Here is a 15,794-nt window from a genome sequence, read left to right on the forward strand (position 1 = left end):
GGGCGCGTGGATTGAAACCAACCCAAACCTTTATTTAGTGGCGTTCTATGCAGTCGCGCCCCCCGCGGGCGCGTGGATTGAAACGCCATCGTTATTACACCATTTAAAGGAAATAGGAGTCGCGCCCCCCGCGGGCGCGTGGATTGAAACATGCCTTAAATCGTGAAATCTTAACCCCTCAATCCCGTCGCGCCCCCCGCGGGCGCGTGGATTGAAACTAAACTCCAACGTGTGCAGCCGGCCACAGTCCGGGTCGCGCCCCCCGCGGGCGCGTGGATTGAAACCTATTTCTTTATCTATGCCTTTGGATCAACCGCGTCGCGCCCCCCGCGGGCGCGTGGATTGAAACTCGCGGAAAGGTGTCCAGCGGGTCGAAATATCGTACTGGACTGGCTACAATCCTTCGTACACAAAGACACGTTAAAATGTGACTTAAAAAATACGAATAGGAATTGAACATGAAACATCAAAAACGCTATGACGACCAACTCAAACAGCAAGCCATTGAAATGGCGCTAGAAGGTTCAAAATCCGTGGCACAAATCGCCCGAGATTTAGACATAAAAGACAACACTCTTTACGGTTGGGTTGATAAACATCGTCGTGATAATCCTGATAAAGCTTCAACTAAACTGGTTGTCGCAATACCAGTCGATTTAGAGGCACAGAACCGCAAACTCAAACGCGAACTCGCTCGTGCATTGGAGGACGTTGAACTCCTAAAAAAGGCGGCGGCGTACTTTGCGGTTCACAAGTAGCAAAGTACGCCTGGATAGACGAACATAAAGCCCACTATGGAGTGTGCCGACTGTGCCGATTAATGGATCTCAAACGCAGTAGTTACACCAGTCATCTTCAATCGCAGCCTGAGCGCGCCAAAAAGCAAGCTCAGCAACAGAATAGATTAAACGAACTAGATCAGCACATCACGAAGATGGTCGAGGACTACAAAAACACCATTGGTGCGCGACGCATTAAAACCGCCCTCAAGCGCAAGCATAAGCTCATCGTCAGTCGCCGACATATTATTGAGCGTATGAACGCCTTAGAGTTAAAAGTCGTCACACGCCAGCGTTACCGTAATCGCAATGTGGCGGCCATTGACGATGACCGGATTGCGGCCAATGTACTCAAGCGCGAATTTAATGTTAAAGGGCCGAATCAAAAATGGGTCGCCGACATTAGCTATATCCGCACGCTGGAAGGCTGGCAATATCTAGCCGTGTTTATCGATCTTTATTCACGCCGAGTGGTTGGCTGGGCTATGGATAAACACATGAGTGCCCAACTGGTGAAAACCGCTTTAATGAGAGCGTTGTGGAGCCGAAAGCCCAAGCGCGGGTTGATTATTCATACGGATCAAGGCAGTCAGTTTGTCTCCAAGGCCTATCGTAACGTGCTCAAACACTGGGGCATAAAACCCAGCATGAGCCGTCGCGGAAACTGTTGGGATAATGCGGTGGTAGAGAGTTTTTTTGCTTCTTTGAAAAAGGAACGAGTGTATCGGACAACCTACAGCACGGGTAAAGAAGCATTATACGATGTGACCGAATATATTGGTTGGTACAACCACAAAAGAATGCACAGTACCAATGACGATTACTCGCCAGTAGAGTATGAAAATCAATGGATCAAAGCCATGAAGGACTTAGATAAAAAATGGGCGTCTTTGTGTACGAAAAAGGGTTGACAGTCCAGACAGTCGCGCCCCCCGCGGGCGCGTGGATTGAAACTCAGATAACAAGGAAAAAGTACAAGCACTAGGCGGTCGCGCCCCCCGCGGGCGCGTGGATTGAAACTTCCTGCTGCACCAAATACCACCCCACTACCGTGTCGCGCCCCCCGCGGGCGCGTGGATTGAAACTAGCCATGGATTTACACGGCTTCCAAGGGCGTTGAGTCGCGCCCCCCGCGGGCGCGTGGATTGAAACTAAACATGTTCGTGATATGTATATACAGGCTGGGTCGCGCCCCCCGCGGGCGCGTGGATTGAAACGTGCCGAAGCGGTTAAAACGGATTACAAAAAACAGTCGCGCCCCCCGCGGGCGCGTGGATTGAAACATGAGTTTAGGACTAATTACATTTACGAGTTAGGTCGCGCCCCCCGCGGGCGCGTGGATTGAAACTCGCGATCGGTCAATCGGCCGTCCTGTAATGCCTGTCGCGCCCCCCGTGGGCGCGTGGATTGAAACTGCTTATGCTGCTGTTATTGATCCAGTTGTAATGTCGCGCCCCCCGCGGGCGCGTGGATTGAAACAGCGTAGCCATACGGTACGGTTTGATGCAGTGCGGTCGCGCCCCCCGCGGGCGCGTGGATTGAAACTCGAAAGGATTCGTGCATCATTACCCTGTCGGTGGTCGCGCCCCCCGCGGGCGCGTGGATTGAAACTGAAACTCACGCACGCAAAGTATGCGCATCTTTGTCGCGCCCCCCGCGGGCGCGTGGATTGAAACATTTGAGTTCGCCTTTATAAAATACGTGACTATGTCGCGCCCCCCGCGGGCGCGTGGATTGAAACAGGCTGTCTGCTAGGGTCACAAAATACGATTTCGCGTCGCGCCCCCCGCGGGCGCGTGGATTGAAACATCATAAGTTTTGCCAACATATTCAGCAGGTTTAGTCGCGCCCCCCGCGGGCGCGTGGATTGAAACCAAGTAAATGCTGTGTGCGGGACCCTGTAGCTTTGTCGCGCCCCCCGCGGGCGCGTGGATTGAAACAAACTTGCGTGATTGACTCGCTTGATTGGCTTGAGGTCGCGCCCCCCGCGGGCGCGTGGATTGAAACTGCTCTCTGAAAATGGCCGCCTACCATTACCCGCATCGGGCGCGGGTTTAAATTTTTGTTTGATTATTGACCAGGCCTGGTCATAACTTTATAAGCCATAAAAACCATAAAATTCATAAGGCTAATTTGGACTTTGATTTAATGATTTGATATTAAGCATATAACCCATGCACCAACGTTAATTTAAAGTTCGTGTATTACTTAACAACGCTGGGTTATAAAACTTCTTTAATAACGTTTACTTAGGATAAATAAATTTTGTGCTGGCTTTTCAATAATTGGGGGTGATCAAGTTACGAATTATCTTGATAAGCGTCAAGTTTCGCATTAGTATCAGTAAAAAATCATAACCTTAATAAGAGTGCTGTAAATGAGAAAAAATCACCCAATTCTTCAAGAAGAGTACGCTGTTCCTAAAGGGCTTACTTTGGTTTCTAATACCGATTTAAACGGCACAATCACCGATTTAAACGATGCCTTTGAAATTGTAAGTGGTTTTAGCCGTGGTGAGCTTATTGGCCAGCCCCATAATATGGTACGTCATCCAGACGTACCCGAAGCGGTGTTTAAAGACATGTGGACAACCCTTAAAATGGGAGCAATTTGGTCACAATTGGTTAAAAATCGTCGTAAAGATGGCAGTTTTTATTGGGTGAGAGCGAATGTATCGCCTGTGTTTGAAAATGGCTTACCTGTTGGGTATATTTCGTTTAGAACCGAGGTAACGCAGACCGAAAAAAATGAGGCCGAACAAGCGTATAAAGACATTAATGCCGGCCTTAAAAAAATACAATATGGCAAGGTTTACAGCGGTGTTAATTGGTCAGAGTTAAATTTTTACAGCAAACTTAACCCACAGTGGCAATTGTCTATCCTTACACTTATTTTTAGCGTTATCCCTTTGTTAACCGTTGGCATTGACGATGGGTTAAATCCATTAATCTTAGCGTTTCTGTCGGTGATTATGCTCAGTGTTTCTTTTTTATATGGATTGTCTGAGTTAAAAGGTCAGCGATCAGTCAGGGTTGCATTGCGTCACGTATCGGCTAATGAACCTATCACCATGAGTTGTTCACGTCCAAAACATTTTTTTGGCAAATTGATTAATCCTGTTATTTCAAGCTCAATAGCGGTTAGACACGCCATAGAAGACAGCCACGCCAAAGCAGATCAAGCTGCGCAATTGCAAGTGGCCATTGATCAGGTGTCCAGTAATATTATGATTGCTGACGCCAATTTAACGATTGTATACATGAACGACAACATGAAAGTTTTTATGGCAGACGCGCAACCGACCTTACAGCATTATTTGCCAAATTTTAATGCCAATGAATTACTGGGCGCAAATATTGACATTTTTCACAAAGACCCCAGTCATCAAAGGGGGTTACTCAACAAAATTACCGCACCGCATTTGGCCAGTATTAACTTGGGAAATACGCATTTAGAAGTAAACGCCATTCCAATTTATAATCGTGCAGGGGTTAGAACGGCCACTTTGGCCGAATGGCGCGATAAAACTCAAGAAGTGCAGTTGGTTCGTGATGTAAACGGCGCGGTTCAGGCGGCCAAGCACGGCTTGCTTAACAAGCGCATTGATTTGTCACAGGTAACTGGGTTAGCCAAAGAGTTAGCGGCGGCCATGAATGACATGCTAGAAACCATTGAAAAGCCTATAAATGCGGCTGTGGCGGTTGGTGTGAGTTTGGCAGAGGGTGATTTAACCAACCATATTGATGGCACTTATTTGGGACGTTTTGCTGTATTACAAGACAGTTTAAACGTGGCGGTAGACAACCTGGCATCCATGATGGCACAAACCAAAGTGGCCACTCAATCGGTAGCCGATGGCGCCAATGAAATTAAAAATGCCAGCACCGATCTAAATGATCGTACGCAAAATCAAGCGGCTGCTTTAGAGCAAACGGCGGCGAGTATGGAGCAAATGACCGCGGCCGTTCGCCAAAATGCCGACAACGCGCACCAAGCAGAAACCTCTACGGCGACAGCTAAAAAAGAAGCCGAAAACGGGGTATTGGTTATGAACAATGCCATTGCCTCAATGGAACAAATTCACGCTTCTAGTCAAAAAATTAACGACATTATTGGGCTTATTGACAGCATTGCGTTTCAAACTAATTTACTGGCACTTAACGCTGCAGTCGAAGCGGCGCGTGCGGGTGATCATGGTCGTGGGTTTGCCGTCGTGGCGAGTGAAGTGCGCAATTTAGCCGGTAAGTCTGCCAGTGCCGCTAAAGAAATCAGAATACTCATTGAAGACACTGTAAAAAAAGTGTCCGAAGGCACGCAACACGTAAAAGGTTCGGGCAATGCGCTCAATGAAATTGCCAGCTCTATTCAGACAGTCAATAAAGTCATTGAAGAAATTGCGCGCTCTAGCCATGAGCAAGCCGAAGGTGTTTCGCAAGTAAATCAAGCCATTACGGCCATTGACAGTGCCGTGCAGCAAAATGCGGCGTTGGTTGAAGAGTCTGCCGCCACCTCTGATGAGCTTGGAGAGATGGCACTTTTAATGAACGCCAATGTGTCGCAGTTTAAAGTGAACGGCAACTTGATTAGTTTAGGTACGGCGTTAAAAACGGGTAATTTTGACTTTGCCTCTGCACGGCGCGCGCATCGCCAATGGCGTGTAAAAGTGCGTGCTTATATTAATGACGTTAATATTGTATTTGATAGAGCCACTGCGTCGGACGGCTCTAAGTGTGCATTGGGTAAATGGATTTACGGTCATGGTAAAGATTACGTCTCTTTAAACACGTATCAAGCGCTAGAAAAAGGCCATGCTGAGTTGCATGCGTTTATTGGCCGAATTATGGACATAAAAGACATTGGGGACATAGAACAAGCCAATAATGAAATGGCTAAATTAGAAGAGTACAGCAACCAGGTCATTAATTTAATTAACGCATTAGAAAATGACATCGCTAATGGCGGCGTTATTAGAGCAAAAGCCAGTGCTTTTGATGCGCCGGCCTCCAGTCATAAGGCAACGGCTTTAAAAACCAATGTTATTAAAGCGTTGCCAAAAGCCTCAGTGGCGGGTATTAAAAAACCTGTCGTCAATATTTCGCAACAAAACTCAGATGAGTGGAATGAGTTTTAAAATTGATTTAATTAAAGAGACCTTTGTATGAGTGAATGCACAATCTCACTCGTGCAAAGGTCTTTTACTGCGTTTGCCAGTCCATTTGCACCAAATTGCGGGCGGTTTGGTTAAACACCAAACCCACCAAGTGAATGTGTTTACCCGAATGTGACCAGGCCTGGTACTTTTGCGCGTACTGTTTGGCCACAATTTGTGCCAAGGCGGGGTTGGGGGTTTGCGGTTGGTAATTAAGCGATTTATCGAGTTTAAATTCCATAATAAACAGCTGATCGGCCAGCTGAACAGTTAAGTCGACTTGGCCGTGATTGTTAATGTCTTCGGGGGTGATTTGAGCGTTTAGGCTCGACAAATACGCAAACATGACCGAAGCGTAATAGCCTTCGGCCGAATCAATGTCGTTTTGGGTAAAGTTACGCCAAGGTATGGCCGCAAACAGCGAGATAATGTGGGTTTGTACCGCATTTAAATCCCCCGCAATTAACGCTTTAGCCAAATCTGTACGGCGATAGTGCAGGCTTTCGGCCAAATGGGTGTAGCCCGACAACAGCTGATTGTACAACGCCATTTGCACCTCTTTATTAGGGATTTTTAGCGTGTATTCCCAGTCCTCTAAAATGCTTTGTTCGGCCTTGGCAATGGTCAAATAACCAGCCTGAAACAACAGGGTAATCGGGTTAATTTTATCCACGTCAAACGAGTCTAAAATCTCTTCGCCTACCTTAATATTTTCTAAAGAGGGCAAAAAATAGTGGTATTTTTTAAAGAGTTTAATTAAAAAACTTGGGCTGCCAGTCTCAAACCAAAAGCTGCGGTAGCTTTGTCCTTTGTCAATAAACAGCAAAATATCAAACGGGTTGTACACCGGCTCACCCAAAATTGGTAGCCGTTGTACCACTCTTTAAGCTTATCCCAATTTACCCCAGCCAAGTGCTCGGAAAACGTGGTTTCTAGATCGTGTTGCGTGTAACCGCACAAGGTGGCATAACGACGGTCTAAAGAAATGTCGCTAAGTTGGTTCATACCGCTAAACAAACTCACCTTAGAAAACTTAGTAACGCCGGTCATAAACACAAACTGCAAATACGCGTCTTGGCCTTTGAGCACAGAATAGACGTTTTTAAGCCCTTCGCGCACCTCGGCCGACACGGTGGGATTGTCAATGTTGTCTAATATGGGTTTATCGTATTCGTCTACCAGCACCACTACTTTTTGACCGTAGTGGGTGTAAGCGGCCTCAATTAACTGGCTTAAACACGCGCCTTTATTGGCCATTGGCGCACAGGTAATGCCCAGGCGATTTTGATTTTGTTCTAAGTTATGTTGCAGCCAAACATCTAAATCGGCCAAACTTTGCACCGAGCCGTTGGCAAAATCGAGTTTAATGACCGGATAAGTGGTGTGCCAATCCCATTGATTTTCAATGTACAAGTCTTTAAATAAGGCTTTATTGCCTTCAAACAACTCTTTAAAGGTGTCAATCAGCACACTTTTGCCAAACCGGCGCGGGCGCGATAAAAAATACGCCCCGGCTTTTGAGGTAAGTTGGGCAATAAGCGGGGTTTTATCGACGTACACAAAATCGTCTTCGCGCATTTTTGCAAAGGTTTGAATGCCAATGGGGAGCTTTTTCATGGTGAACCGCTTTAAAAAGGTAACGTGCTCAAAATTATAGCACAGCCAGTCACGGCTCAAAAATGCCGTTCAAGGCGGTGCTTAAAACGCGGTAGAATGTGGCCTGAGTGCAACAGTGTGTGCCTAACAGATTTATAATCAAATAATCAATTGAATATTAATTTTAAGTTTGCACAACTCACGGCACACAGCGTAAAATATTGACTTATTTTTAAGTCTTTCTATTTTTTCAGTGGAGCGCCGCCTTGTATGCAAAACGAATTTAAAGCGTTAAAGCGCCATTTACAGTCGGTGATTGTGGGGCAAGAGGCGTTGCTGGACAAGATGATGATTGCCTTATTAACCGGCGGCCATGTGTTGTTAGAAGGTCCACCAGGCCTGGCCAAAACCACGGCGGTTAAAACCTTGGCATTGGGGGTGCACGCGGGTTTTCAGCGAATTCAGTTTACTCCCGATTTAATGCCCGGCGATGTTATCGGTTCAGAGGTATTGGACGTAAACAGCGGTGCACTGAGCTTTGTAAAAGGCCCTATTTTTAACGAAATTGTGTTGGCCGATGAAATTAACCGCGCGCCACCCAAAGTGCAGTCGGCGCTATTGGAAGCCATGGCCGAAAAACAAGTCACCGCCGGCGGTCAAACTCGCGCCTTGCCTGATCTATTTTTGGTGATGGCCACGCAAAATCCACTAGAGCAAAGCGGCACTTATCCGCTGCCCGAAGCGCAATTGGATCGATTTATGTTGCACGTGGTGTTGGATTACCCAACCGAGGCCGAAGAACTGACGATTTTACGCCGTGACCGCGCGCACCATTTTGGCGAAGACAAAGACCAGCCGGCGGCGTTAATTACCCCGCACAACGTGCTGCACGCGCGCCGCCAAGTGGCCGAACAATTTGTAAGCGAACCGGTAGAGCGTTACATGGTGGCGCTGGTGGCGGCCACGCGTAAGTTGGGTACGCTTGATCCGTCGTTAGAAGGGGTGTTGGACGTCGGTGCGTCGCCGCGTGCCTCGATTGCGTTATTGCATGCGGCCAGCGCCTATGCTTGGTTGCAAGGGCGCAATTATGTCACGCCAGACGATGTGGTGACCTTGTTGCCCGACGTGTTGCGCCACCGTTTGGCGGTGAGTTTTAGCGGTCGCGCCAAGTTGTGGACAGCCGATTTGGTGATTGCCAAACTCATCGAGTTGGTGGCCGTGCCGCTGATGCCCTTGACGGATGCGCCATGATACAACAACGTATCACGTTGTTTTTAAAACGATTGTTTGCAAGATGGTTTACAAGATGGTTTAAAGGGCGGCTGTTTAAAGAGCTGCTTTTTAAAGAGCTGCTGTTTAAAGAGCTAATGGGTGTTAAAAACCCCGACCACAGTGCCAACCCCGCCCATCATAACGCGCCGCTGCTGACCCACGCTGACATGTTGGCATTGGCCAGCGAGTTGGCGGCGTTGCCGGCGTTAGACAGAGTGTCGCGCAAGACCAGTCAAGCCATTCGCCAAGGCGAACAGTCCAGCCGTTTTATGGGCTCGGGGTTTGAATACGCCGACAGCCGACCGTATCAGCCGGGCGATGAAATTAGGCGCATTAACTGGCGCTTAATGGCGCGTTTGGGCGGTATGGGTATTCGTGGTATGGGCGGCATCGGACGCACGGGTCAGGCGTACACCAAGTTATTTCAAGAAACCCGCCAAGAAAATTGGCTTATTTTGGTAGATCATCGCGCCACCATGCAATTTGGTACCCGGGTGCGTACCAAAGCCCAGCAAGCGGTGCGCGTGGCGGGGTATTTTGCCTGGCAAGCCCAGCAAGCCGCCATTCCGGTGGTGGGTGTGCATGTGGCGCAGCACGTGAGCTGGTCGCCCACGTTAGAAGGGTACCGCACCTATTTACCGTTGATGGAGCTGTTTTGCAATGCTGAAGGCGCGCACGCGCAATCGGCTTTATTAAACGAATCGGCGCCGCGTTTAAACGACGTATTACTGGCGTTAAACAGCCGTTTGGCGCAGGGTGCGCGAGTGATGATTATCAGCGATTTTAACGACGTGGACGACAAAACCACCGCCGTGCTGGCGCAACTGCAATACCATTGCGATGTGCACGCCATTTGGATTGAAGACCAGGCCGAGCAGACGTTACCGCCCTTAAGCGGCGTTACATTGCACGCCATTGCCACTCCTGTTGCACATGCTGCCCATGACAGCCACGGCATAACGTTTGATGCCGCGCAAACTCAAACCTACCAGGCCTGGTTAAATCAATATCACCAAACCACCTTGCAACACCTTAACGCGGCGGGCATTACGGTAAGCCGACTAAACGCCCACGAGGACTTAAGCGTGCTGCCGGTGCGATTGAGTGCGCAACCATGAAAGACAATGTGCCCAGTACAGTGTCCAATACAGTGCTTGAAACGGCGACCGATTTAAGCCATGCCAGCTTGCAAAACCTGCAAGACATTGACGTGCCAGTTTGGTTGGCAGCCGAGCCTGCCTTAACCCCTGCCGTAAACTCAGCTATGGAGCTTGGCATTGTTTTGGCGTTGCTGTGCGGGGTGTTGCTGTTGAGCGTTTGGGGGTTTGGGATGTTTAAAGCGCGCGCACAATGGTTTGCGTCTTCGCGTTTTAACGCCGAAGTAGAACAGTTAAAAACCCAGGTTGAAGTGGGTCGTTCTTTAGAGATTAATTCAGGTGTTGGCTCAGACGTTGATCCACAATCAGTGTGGCGTTTGCTGAGCGTGGCCAACCAAGTGCAACACGCGGTTCATACTGTAAACAGGGTAAACGCCAAGCAAAGCGATTTAGCCAATTTAATGCGCTTAAACCAAGCCTTGCAAGCGTCGCTTAACAGCATGGCGTTTTCGGCCGACGTGGTTTCACGTGAAACATTTTTGAACACTTGCGTTCAGTTGCAAACGCTCATAGCCCACTACCAACGGGTTAAGCGGGATGCTGTATGGATTCGTTTTAGGAAACGCCATGATGTGGTTTGAAGCTATTTTACTGCGCGGTTTAAGCGCCCTTAACCAAACGCCAGTGGAGTTTGCGCACGCCCAGTGGCTGTGGCTGGTGGTGTTGTGGCCTCTTTTGTGGGGTGTTTCGGCGTGGCTAAAACGCCAGCAAACCACCGGCTTTATCGACGATGTGCAGCATTGGCAAGCCAGTCAAACCCTAAACGTGCGCCATCCACTGCTGGGCGTGTGGCTGGCTCAGCGCGCGCTAAATCCTGGCGATAACACGCAACAAATCCGCCACGTTGACGCGTTAGCGTGGCTGCTGCAAGGGTTGCGCGGGGTGATTATCGTGGCACTGGCGGTGGCGTTGGCCAGTCCGTATAAAATTGAAACGCCTATTTTAAACCCCTCTTTGACCAATACAGCAGAAAAGAAGGTGCGCGATATTCAGTTGGTAATAGAAAGTTCGGCGTCGTTTTTACTGCCCGACTATCAACTCAACGGTCAGCCCGCCAAGCGTATGGACGTGGTTAAATCGGTGCTGGATGGCTTTGTGGCGCAACTGCCGGGCAATCAATTTGGCTTAACGGTGTACGCCGAGCAAGCCTACACTCTAATGCCCTTAACCCCTGATATTGCGGCCACGCGGCTTAATTTACAGCGTTTGCAGCCCCATTTGGCAGGGCGCACCGACGAGGCGTTGGGCGAGGCGTTGGGCTTGGCGTTAAAAGGCGCAAGCGCTCAAATGAACAAAAACAGTGGCTTGACCAGGCCTGGTCAAGTTGATTTATCCGATTTAAAAGAATCTAACCCATCTAACCCACCTAACGCATCCAATGCACAACGCAATCGAGTGCTGGTGCTGATCAGTGACGGACAATCCAAACCCAGCCGACTGGATTTGGCCGAAGCGGTGAATTACGCCCAATGGCTCAACGTGCCCATTTACACCATTGGCGTAGGAGCCGGGCACGCTACGGCCGACACGCGGGTGTTTACCGGCTTGTTGTACGAGCCATTAGACGCGCAATCGTTGCAATGGTTGGCTCAGCAGACCCAAGGCGTCTATTATCAAGTGGGCAGTGGTGAGGCGTTGCAAACGGTGTTACAACAAATAGAACACAGCAGCGGTCAACCTTTACCGCTCATCGCGGCCGCACCACAAAAACAGCGCTGTATTACCAACCATTGCAGTGGGCGGTGTGGGGCTTGGCGTTGTATGCACTTTTGTACGCCATGTTGGGCTTTGGCGCGCGCACAATTAACGGAGCATCCCAATGAGCCCGGTACTGGACATGAGCATGCTGGATTCGCTCAGCACATTTTTTGCGGCGCTGGCAAACGACCAATTGCATTGGCGCAGTCCGCTGACTTTATGGGCGTTGATGTTGCCGTTGGGGGTGTTTGCTTTGCGGGTGTGGGCGCGCAAACGCCACAAAACCCAGTACGCCGACGCGCATTTGTGGCCGTGGGTTAACGCCGACTTTGATGTTTTAACCAGGCCTGGTCAACGTAATGTTTACACTTATGTTTATGTTTGGATTAAAAAAATACTTAACCCCGGCGTGTTATGGGGTGCGGCCTGGTGTTGCTTGGTGGTGGCGTTGGCCGGGCCTAGAGTGGCTTTAAACCATCAACCCACTCATCAGCCACCTCGCGCTGGGTTAGACGTGGTGGTGGCACTCGACTTATCACATTCTATGACTGCCGACGACGTAGCGCCTAATCGGTTTTTATTGGCCAAATCGCTGATTGAATCGCTTAAAAACGATTTGCAAAGCCAAGCACCGGCGTTAAATAGTCACGCAAACGGTAGCTTAAATTCGCCGAACGCCGCAGATCGATTGGGATTGGTGGCGTTTGCCGGCGCACCGTATGTGGTGAGTCCGTTAAGCGTTGATGCCCAATTATTTGCCCACACGTTAAATTTATTAGAGCCGGATTTACTGCCCACTCAAGGCTCATGGTTGGCGCTGGCGTTAATGGAATCGATGCAACATTTGGCGCAGCTTAAACAAACCAATCAATCCGTTGTGGTGGTGTTTACCGACGGCGCGCCCGCGTTTTGGAACGATATCCCCTTGCCCGAACGCTTTGCCCAATCGCCTTTTGCCAGTGCGGTGCTTGGTCAAGAGCATGGAGATGAGCATGGACAAGACCGCGCAAAAACCCCGCCATTGCCCAGCGTTATTTTGGTGGGCGTAGGCACGCCACGCGCCACACCGTTGAAGGATTTTGCGTTTTCGGCCAAGCCCAACGCGCCCATGGTGGTCAATGGTTTATTGGCGCAAAGCCGGTTAGAAGAGGCCAGTTTAACCCGCATGGCGCAACAGCTTAACGGGGTTTATTTGCACGCCAATAACAGCGATGGTTTTAGACAAGCCTTGCTGGCGCAGATTATGCAAGCGGCGCAAACCGCGCGCGACGCGAAATCTAACTCAATTAATTCATCGACACACTCAGCTCAACTAACCCAATTTACCCAGTGGCAAAACCTGGCCTGGCCTTTTATGGCGTTGGGGGCATTGTTGATGCTGGTGGCATTTTACGGCGTGTTAAGTTGGCGTTGGCCGGTGAAGCCCGGCTCTTCTCAAAACTTGAGAGGCACGCATTTGGGTGTGGCAGCGTTGAGCAGTGTGTTGACGGCGTTGAGCTTGGCGGGCGGCTTAAGCTACAGCAAAGTGAGTTACGCCGATTTGAATACTGTAACGCAAGCCGATCACTTAGCTCAGGCGCAAACCGCCTATCAAGCGGGTGATTACACGGCGGCGTTTAATGCGTTTGCGCAAATAGAAGACTATGTTGGTTGGTTGGGTGCGGGGGTGTCGGCGTACCAAAATAACGACATGACCTCGGCCGTGGCGTATTTTAGGCAAGCTGCATTGGGCGCGCCCACCGACGCCGAGCGCGCGGTGGCTTTGTTTAACTTGGGCAACAGTTATTATGGCGCCACGATTTGGCCTTGGGCGATAGAGGCCTATGAGCAAGCGTTGCTCTATCAACCACATTACCCCAAAGCCACGCACAATTTAGCCCTAGCCTTGGCGGCGCAAGAGCAGGCCAAGCAAGCACAACAAGCGGAACAGGCTAAGCAGGCTAAGGCTCAAACCAAGCCCGAAGACGACCAAGACGACGCCGGCAGTGGCAAAGGCAAGGGCAAAGGGCGCAGTAACGAGAGTGCTTTTTACGGCGGTCAAAAACCCAATCCCGCCAACGATTCGGGCTCAGAGCAAGGCGATGGCATCGACGGCGGTCAAAGCGATGGCAAGGTAATTTTACCGGTGCTTAACCAAGCCACACACTATCAAAAAAACACCGCATCAAGCGATTTGATTAATGTTAATCCGCTGGGTCAAAATCAAGCTGGCCAAAATCAAACAAATGCCGTTAATTCAGTAGGTACAAATGTTCAAGCCCAAGCCTTGGCGCTTATTGAGCAGACTAAACGTCAACAACGCGCCCAGGCGTTTGAGCAGAGTTTGCTGGGGTTAAAAGATGAGCAAAAAACCTTATTAAAACGCCTGGTTGAGCGCCAAGAAGGGTTTGATGCACCCCAAGCGCATCCACACCCTATTGATGGAGTTCAGCCATGGTAAGACACTTAACACAACGTGGTGTACTTGGGTTTTTAATGCTCTGGTTGTGGTTGGGCGTGGCCAATGCGCAAGGGATTCAGGAGGCTTCAGACACGCAAGACGTCAACCCAATGCAGACGGTGGACGTGCGGTTATCGGCCACCAAACTCATGTTGGGTCAGCCGTTGGTGTTGACCATTACTGCGCGGCCAACCATCAGCGGCGCGCAACTAGCCGAGCAGTTTAGTCAACTAAATTGGCGTACCCTACAAACCGATTGGGCGATTGAGTCGGTCAACAGTAACTCCGAGCGCATTCGGGTGACTTTGTACCCGTTGCGCGCCGGTCAAGTGGCGTTTTCGGCCATTAAAGCGGGGTGGATTAACGCACCGCAGACCCTTATTGAAGTAGCGCAAAACCCCGAAGTGACTATTGAATGGCAAGCGCCACCGCCCACAATGTATCACCAACAAAACAGCGCCTGGAACGCACGTGTGACCTTAAAAAATGCCGCCAATGCCGCTCATTTTGAGGCGCGTAAACCACTGCATTTGTTGGACGATCAAAGCGTTAATACACAAAAGGTTGAGGTTGTGGCCGAACCGTTTAACGAGAAAACGCAGGCGAATGCCGCGCAAAAAACCGTGCAACTGCTGGCCAATGTGCAAGCTAATGTGCAGGCCAATTTGGGGCGAAGCCCGTTTGAACCCCCGCAACCCAATGCAACCCAGAACGCAACGCGCAGCGTGCTGTCGCCTGTGGTGGTGGTTAAAAACACCACGCAACAAGTGTGGCGTTTTTACGATGCGCCGCATACGCTTAACGTACAGCCGTTGCCACAATTTTTACCTGCGGGCTTGCCCGTAGGCCAAGTGAGCTTTGGCGCGGCAAACGAATTTGACATTAAACCTTTTAAACCACCCTTTTGGCACCTCGCCAAACGGCTGTATCACTGGCCTATGCGCTTAACCACTCAAGGCCTAGATCAAACAGGGCTTAAACAGTTGGCTGAACAATGGCAAACGCAAATTCCTAATACGGCAAAAAACAGTACAAAAAATAGCGCACAAATAGAGTGGTTGGTTGAATCACAAACTTTTACACAAGTGCTTAACCCAAATAGCGCAAGTGGCGAAAGTAGCGCAAATGGTACAAACGCCACCAGTAATTTAAGCGGAGAAGTGCTTAATAATGTGCCTTATCGCATTATGCAACCAGGCCTGGTTACCTTGCCGGCAGTGCATTGGCGCGTGTTTGATCCGCACACGGGTAAATTGCAGGTGCTAAGTATGCCCGAGCGCACGGTATTTGCGGTGCCTGTTTGGGCGCTATATATGGGAGTGATTTTGCTGGTCATGTTGCTGTTGTACACGCTGTATAAAGCGCGCAAACCGTTTAACCAGGCCTGGTCAAAGCGTCGTTTAAAACAAGCCATTCATCAAGCCAGCACGCCCCAGCACATTTGGCGCGCTATGCAATTATGGCAGGGGTTGCAAATACAGCCAGCCAGCCAAACTCTGGGGCAGTTTAACGCTTGGTACAATACGCATTTTAAACCGTGTCACGTGCTAAACGCATTAATGGCACAGTTGAATGTCGAACATTTTTCAACGCAGCCCAGCAATACAAGTGATTCAAGCAATCCAGTCAACTCAGACAACACCTTAACGGCGTTGAAAACATTGGCATTAGAGTGGGTTAACAACATTCGTCGCTAATGGTGA

The 15,794-nt window shown here is 49.7% G+C and carries 11 protein-coding genes and 2 CRISPR repeat arrays (1 of these 13 running past the window's edge); of the genes, 9 read left to right on the forward strand and 2 right to left on the reverse strand.

What is annotated here, in order from left to right; genetic code table 11:
- A CRISPR array of direct repeats spans window positions 1-350; the repeat unit is 32 nt; unit sequence GTCGCGCCCCCCGCGGGCGCGTGGATTGAAAC (it extends 3,261 nt beyond the left edge of the window).
- 108 nt (window positions 351-458) lie between these two features.
- From EP181_RS00425 to EP181_RS00435, 3 genes are all read left to right on the forward strand, one after another.
- Window positions 459-758 (forward strand): transposase, encoded by a 300-nt coding sequence (locus EP181_RS00425; protein ID WP_127469905.1) that lies wholly within the window; start codon window positions 459-461, stop codon window positions 756-758.
- A gap of 14 nt (window positions 759-772) precedes the next feature.
- Window positions 773-1,690, forward strand: coding sequence for an IS3 family transposase (locus EP181_RS00430; RefSeq protein ID WP_232023545.1), 918 nt, complete (start codon window positions 773-775; stop codon window positions 1,688-1,690).
- A gap of 11 nt (window positions 1,691-1,701) precedes the next feature.
- A CRISPR array of direct repeats spans window positions 1,702-2,786; the repeat unit is 32 nt; unit sequence GTCGCGCCCCCCGCGGGCGCGTGGATTGAAAC.
- A gap of 370 nt (window positions 2,787-3,156) precedes the next feature.
- Entirely contained in the window at window positions 3,157-5,910 is a 2,754-nt protein-coding gene (locus tag EP181_RS00435) for a methyl-accepting chemotaxis protein (protein WP_127469907.1), read from the forward strand.
- Window positions 5,911-5,974: 64 nt separating this feature from the next.
- Here the strand turns inward: EP181_RS00435 and EP181_RS12770 are convergent, their stop codons facing one another.
- Together EP181_RS12770 and EP181_RS12095 are read right to left on the reverse strand one after the other, a co-directional pair.
- On the reverse strand, window positions 5,975-6,478 hold the full coding sequence (locus EP181_RS12770; RefSeq protein ID WP_338064748.1) for a PD-(D/E)XK nuclease domain-containing protein: 504 nt from the start codon (window positions 6,476-6,478) through the stop codon (window positions 5,975-5,977).
- 206 nt (window positions 6,479-6,684) lie between these two features.
- Window positions 6,685-7,545, reverse strand: a complete 861-nt coding sequence (locus tag EP181_RS12095; protein ID WP_232023450.1) for an ATP-binding protein — start codon at window positions 7,543-7,545, stop codon at window positions 6,685-6,687.
- Window positions 7,546-7,794: 249 nt separating this feature from the next.
- Between EP181_RS12095 and EP181_RS00445 the strand changes: the two genes are divergently transcribed.
- The 6 genes from EP181_RS00445 to EP181_RS00470 are packed head-to-tail and all read left to right on the forward strand — an operon-like array spanning window position 7,795 to window position 15,788.
- On the forward strand, window positions 7,795-8,775 hold the full coding sequence (locus tag EP181_RS00445; protein WP_127469908.1) for an AAA family ATPase: 981 nt from the start codon (window positions 7,795-7,797) through the stop codon (window positions 8,773-8,775).
- Window positions 8,772-9,914 carry a DUF58 domain-containing protein gene (locus tag EP181_RS00450; RefSeq protein ID WP_127469909.1) on the forward strand — a complete coding sequence of 381 codons (1,143 nt, stop codon included), beginning with the start codon at window positions 8,772-8,774 and terminating at the stop codon, window positions 9,912-9,914. The genes EP181_RS00445 and EP181_RS00450 overlap by 4 nt, the downstream gene beginning before the upstream one ends.
- Complete coding sequence (locus EP181_RS00455; RefSeq protein ID WP_127469910.1) at window positions 9,911-10,534, forward strand: hypothetical protein; 624 nt, start codon at window positions 9,911-9,913, stop codon at window positions 10,532-10,534. Before EP181_RS00450 ends, EP181_RS00455 begins: the two co-directional genes overlap by 4 nt.
- Window positions 10,521-11,972: a vWA domain-containing protein gene (locus EP181_RS12100; protein WP_232023451.1), complete on the forward strand. Its 1,452-nt coding sequence runs from the start codon at window positions 10,521-10,523 to the stop codon at window positions 11,970-11,972. The genes EP181_RS00455 and EP181_RS12100 overlap by 14 nt, the downstream gene beginning before the upstream one ends.
- Window positions 11,881-14,091 carry a VWA domain-containing protein gene (locus tag EP181_RS00465; protein ID WP_269471159.1) on the forward strand — a complete coding sequence of 737 codons (2,211 nt, stop codon included), beginning with the start codon at window positions 11,881-11,883 and terminating at the stop codon, window positions 14,089-14,091. The genes EP181_RS12100 and EP181_RS00465 overlap by 92 nt, the downstream gene beginning before the upstream one ends.
- On the forward strand, window positions 14,085-15,788 hold the full coding sequence (locus tag EP181_RS00470) for a hypothetical protein (RefSeq protein ID WP_127469913.1): 1,704 nt from the start codon (window positions 14,085-14,087) through the stop codon (window positions 15,786-15,788). The genes EP181_RS00465 and EP181_RS00470 overlap by 7 nt, the downstream gene beginning before the upstream one ends.
- Window positions 15,789-15,794 lie beyond the last annotated feature (6 nt).

It is taken from the genome of Thiomicrorhabdus aquaedulcis, from assembly GCF_004001325.1.
GTDB classification, from domain to species: domain Bacteria; phylum Pseudomonadota; class Gammaproteobacteria; order Thiomicrospirales; family Thiomicrospiraceae; genus Thiomicrorhabdus; species Thiomicrorhabdus aquaedulcis.

Coding starts and splice junctions, on each gene's coding strand:
- EP181_RS12770 (WP_338064748.1), bottom strand. CDS start 6,478: ATGGCGTTGTACAATCAGCTGTTGTCGGGCTACACCCATTTGGCCGAA.
- EP181_RS12095 (WP_232023450.1), bottom strand. CDS start 7,545: ATGAAAAAGCTCCCCATTGGCATTCAAACCTTTGCAAAAATGCGCGAA.
- EP181_RS00445 (WP_127469908.1), top strand. CDS start 7,795: ATGCAAAACGAATTTAAAGCGTTAAAGCGCCATTTACAGTCGGTGATT.
- EP181_RS00450 (WP_127469909.1), top strand. CDS start 8,772: ATGATACAACAACGTATCACGTTGTTTTTAAAACGATTGTTTGCAAGA.
- EP181_RS00435 (WP_127469907.1), top strand. CDS start 3,157: ATGAGAAAAAATCACCCAATTCTTCAAGAAGAGTACGCTGTTCCTAAA.
- EP181_RS12100 (WP_232023451.1), top strand. CDS start 10,521: ATGATGTGGTTTGAAGCTATTTTACTGCGCGGTTTAAGCGCCCTTAAC.
- EP181_RS00465 (WP_269471159.1), top strand. CDS start 11,881: ATGTTGCCGTTGGGGGTGTTTGCTTTGCGGGTGTGGGCGCGCAAACGC.
- EP181_RS00470 (WP_127469913.1), top strand. CDS start 14,085: ATGGTAAGACACTTAACACAACGTGGTGTACTTGGGTTTTTAATGCTC.
- EP181_RS00425 (WP_127469905.1), top strand. CDS start 459: ATGAAACATCAAAAACGCTATGACGACCAACTCAAACAGCAAGCCATT.
- EP181_RS00455 (WP_127469910.1), top strand. CDS start 9,911: ATGAAAGACAATGTGCCCAGTACAGTGTCCAATACAGTGCTTGAAACG.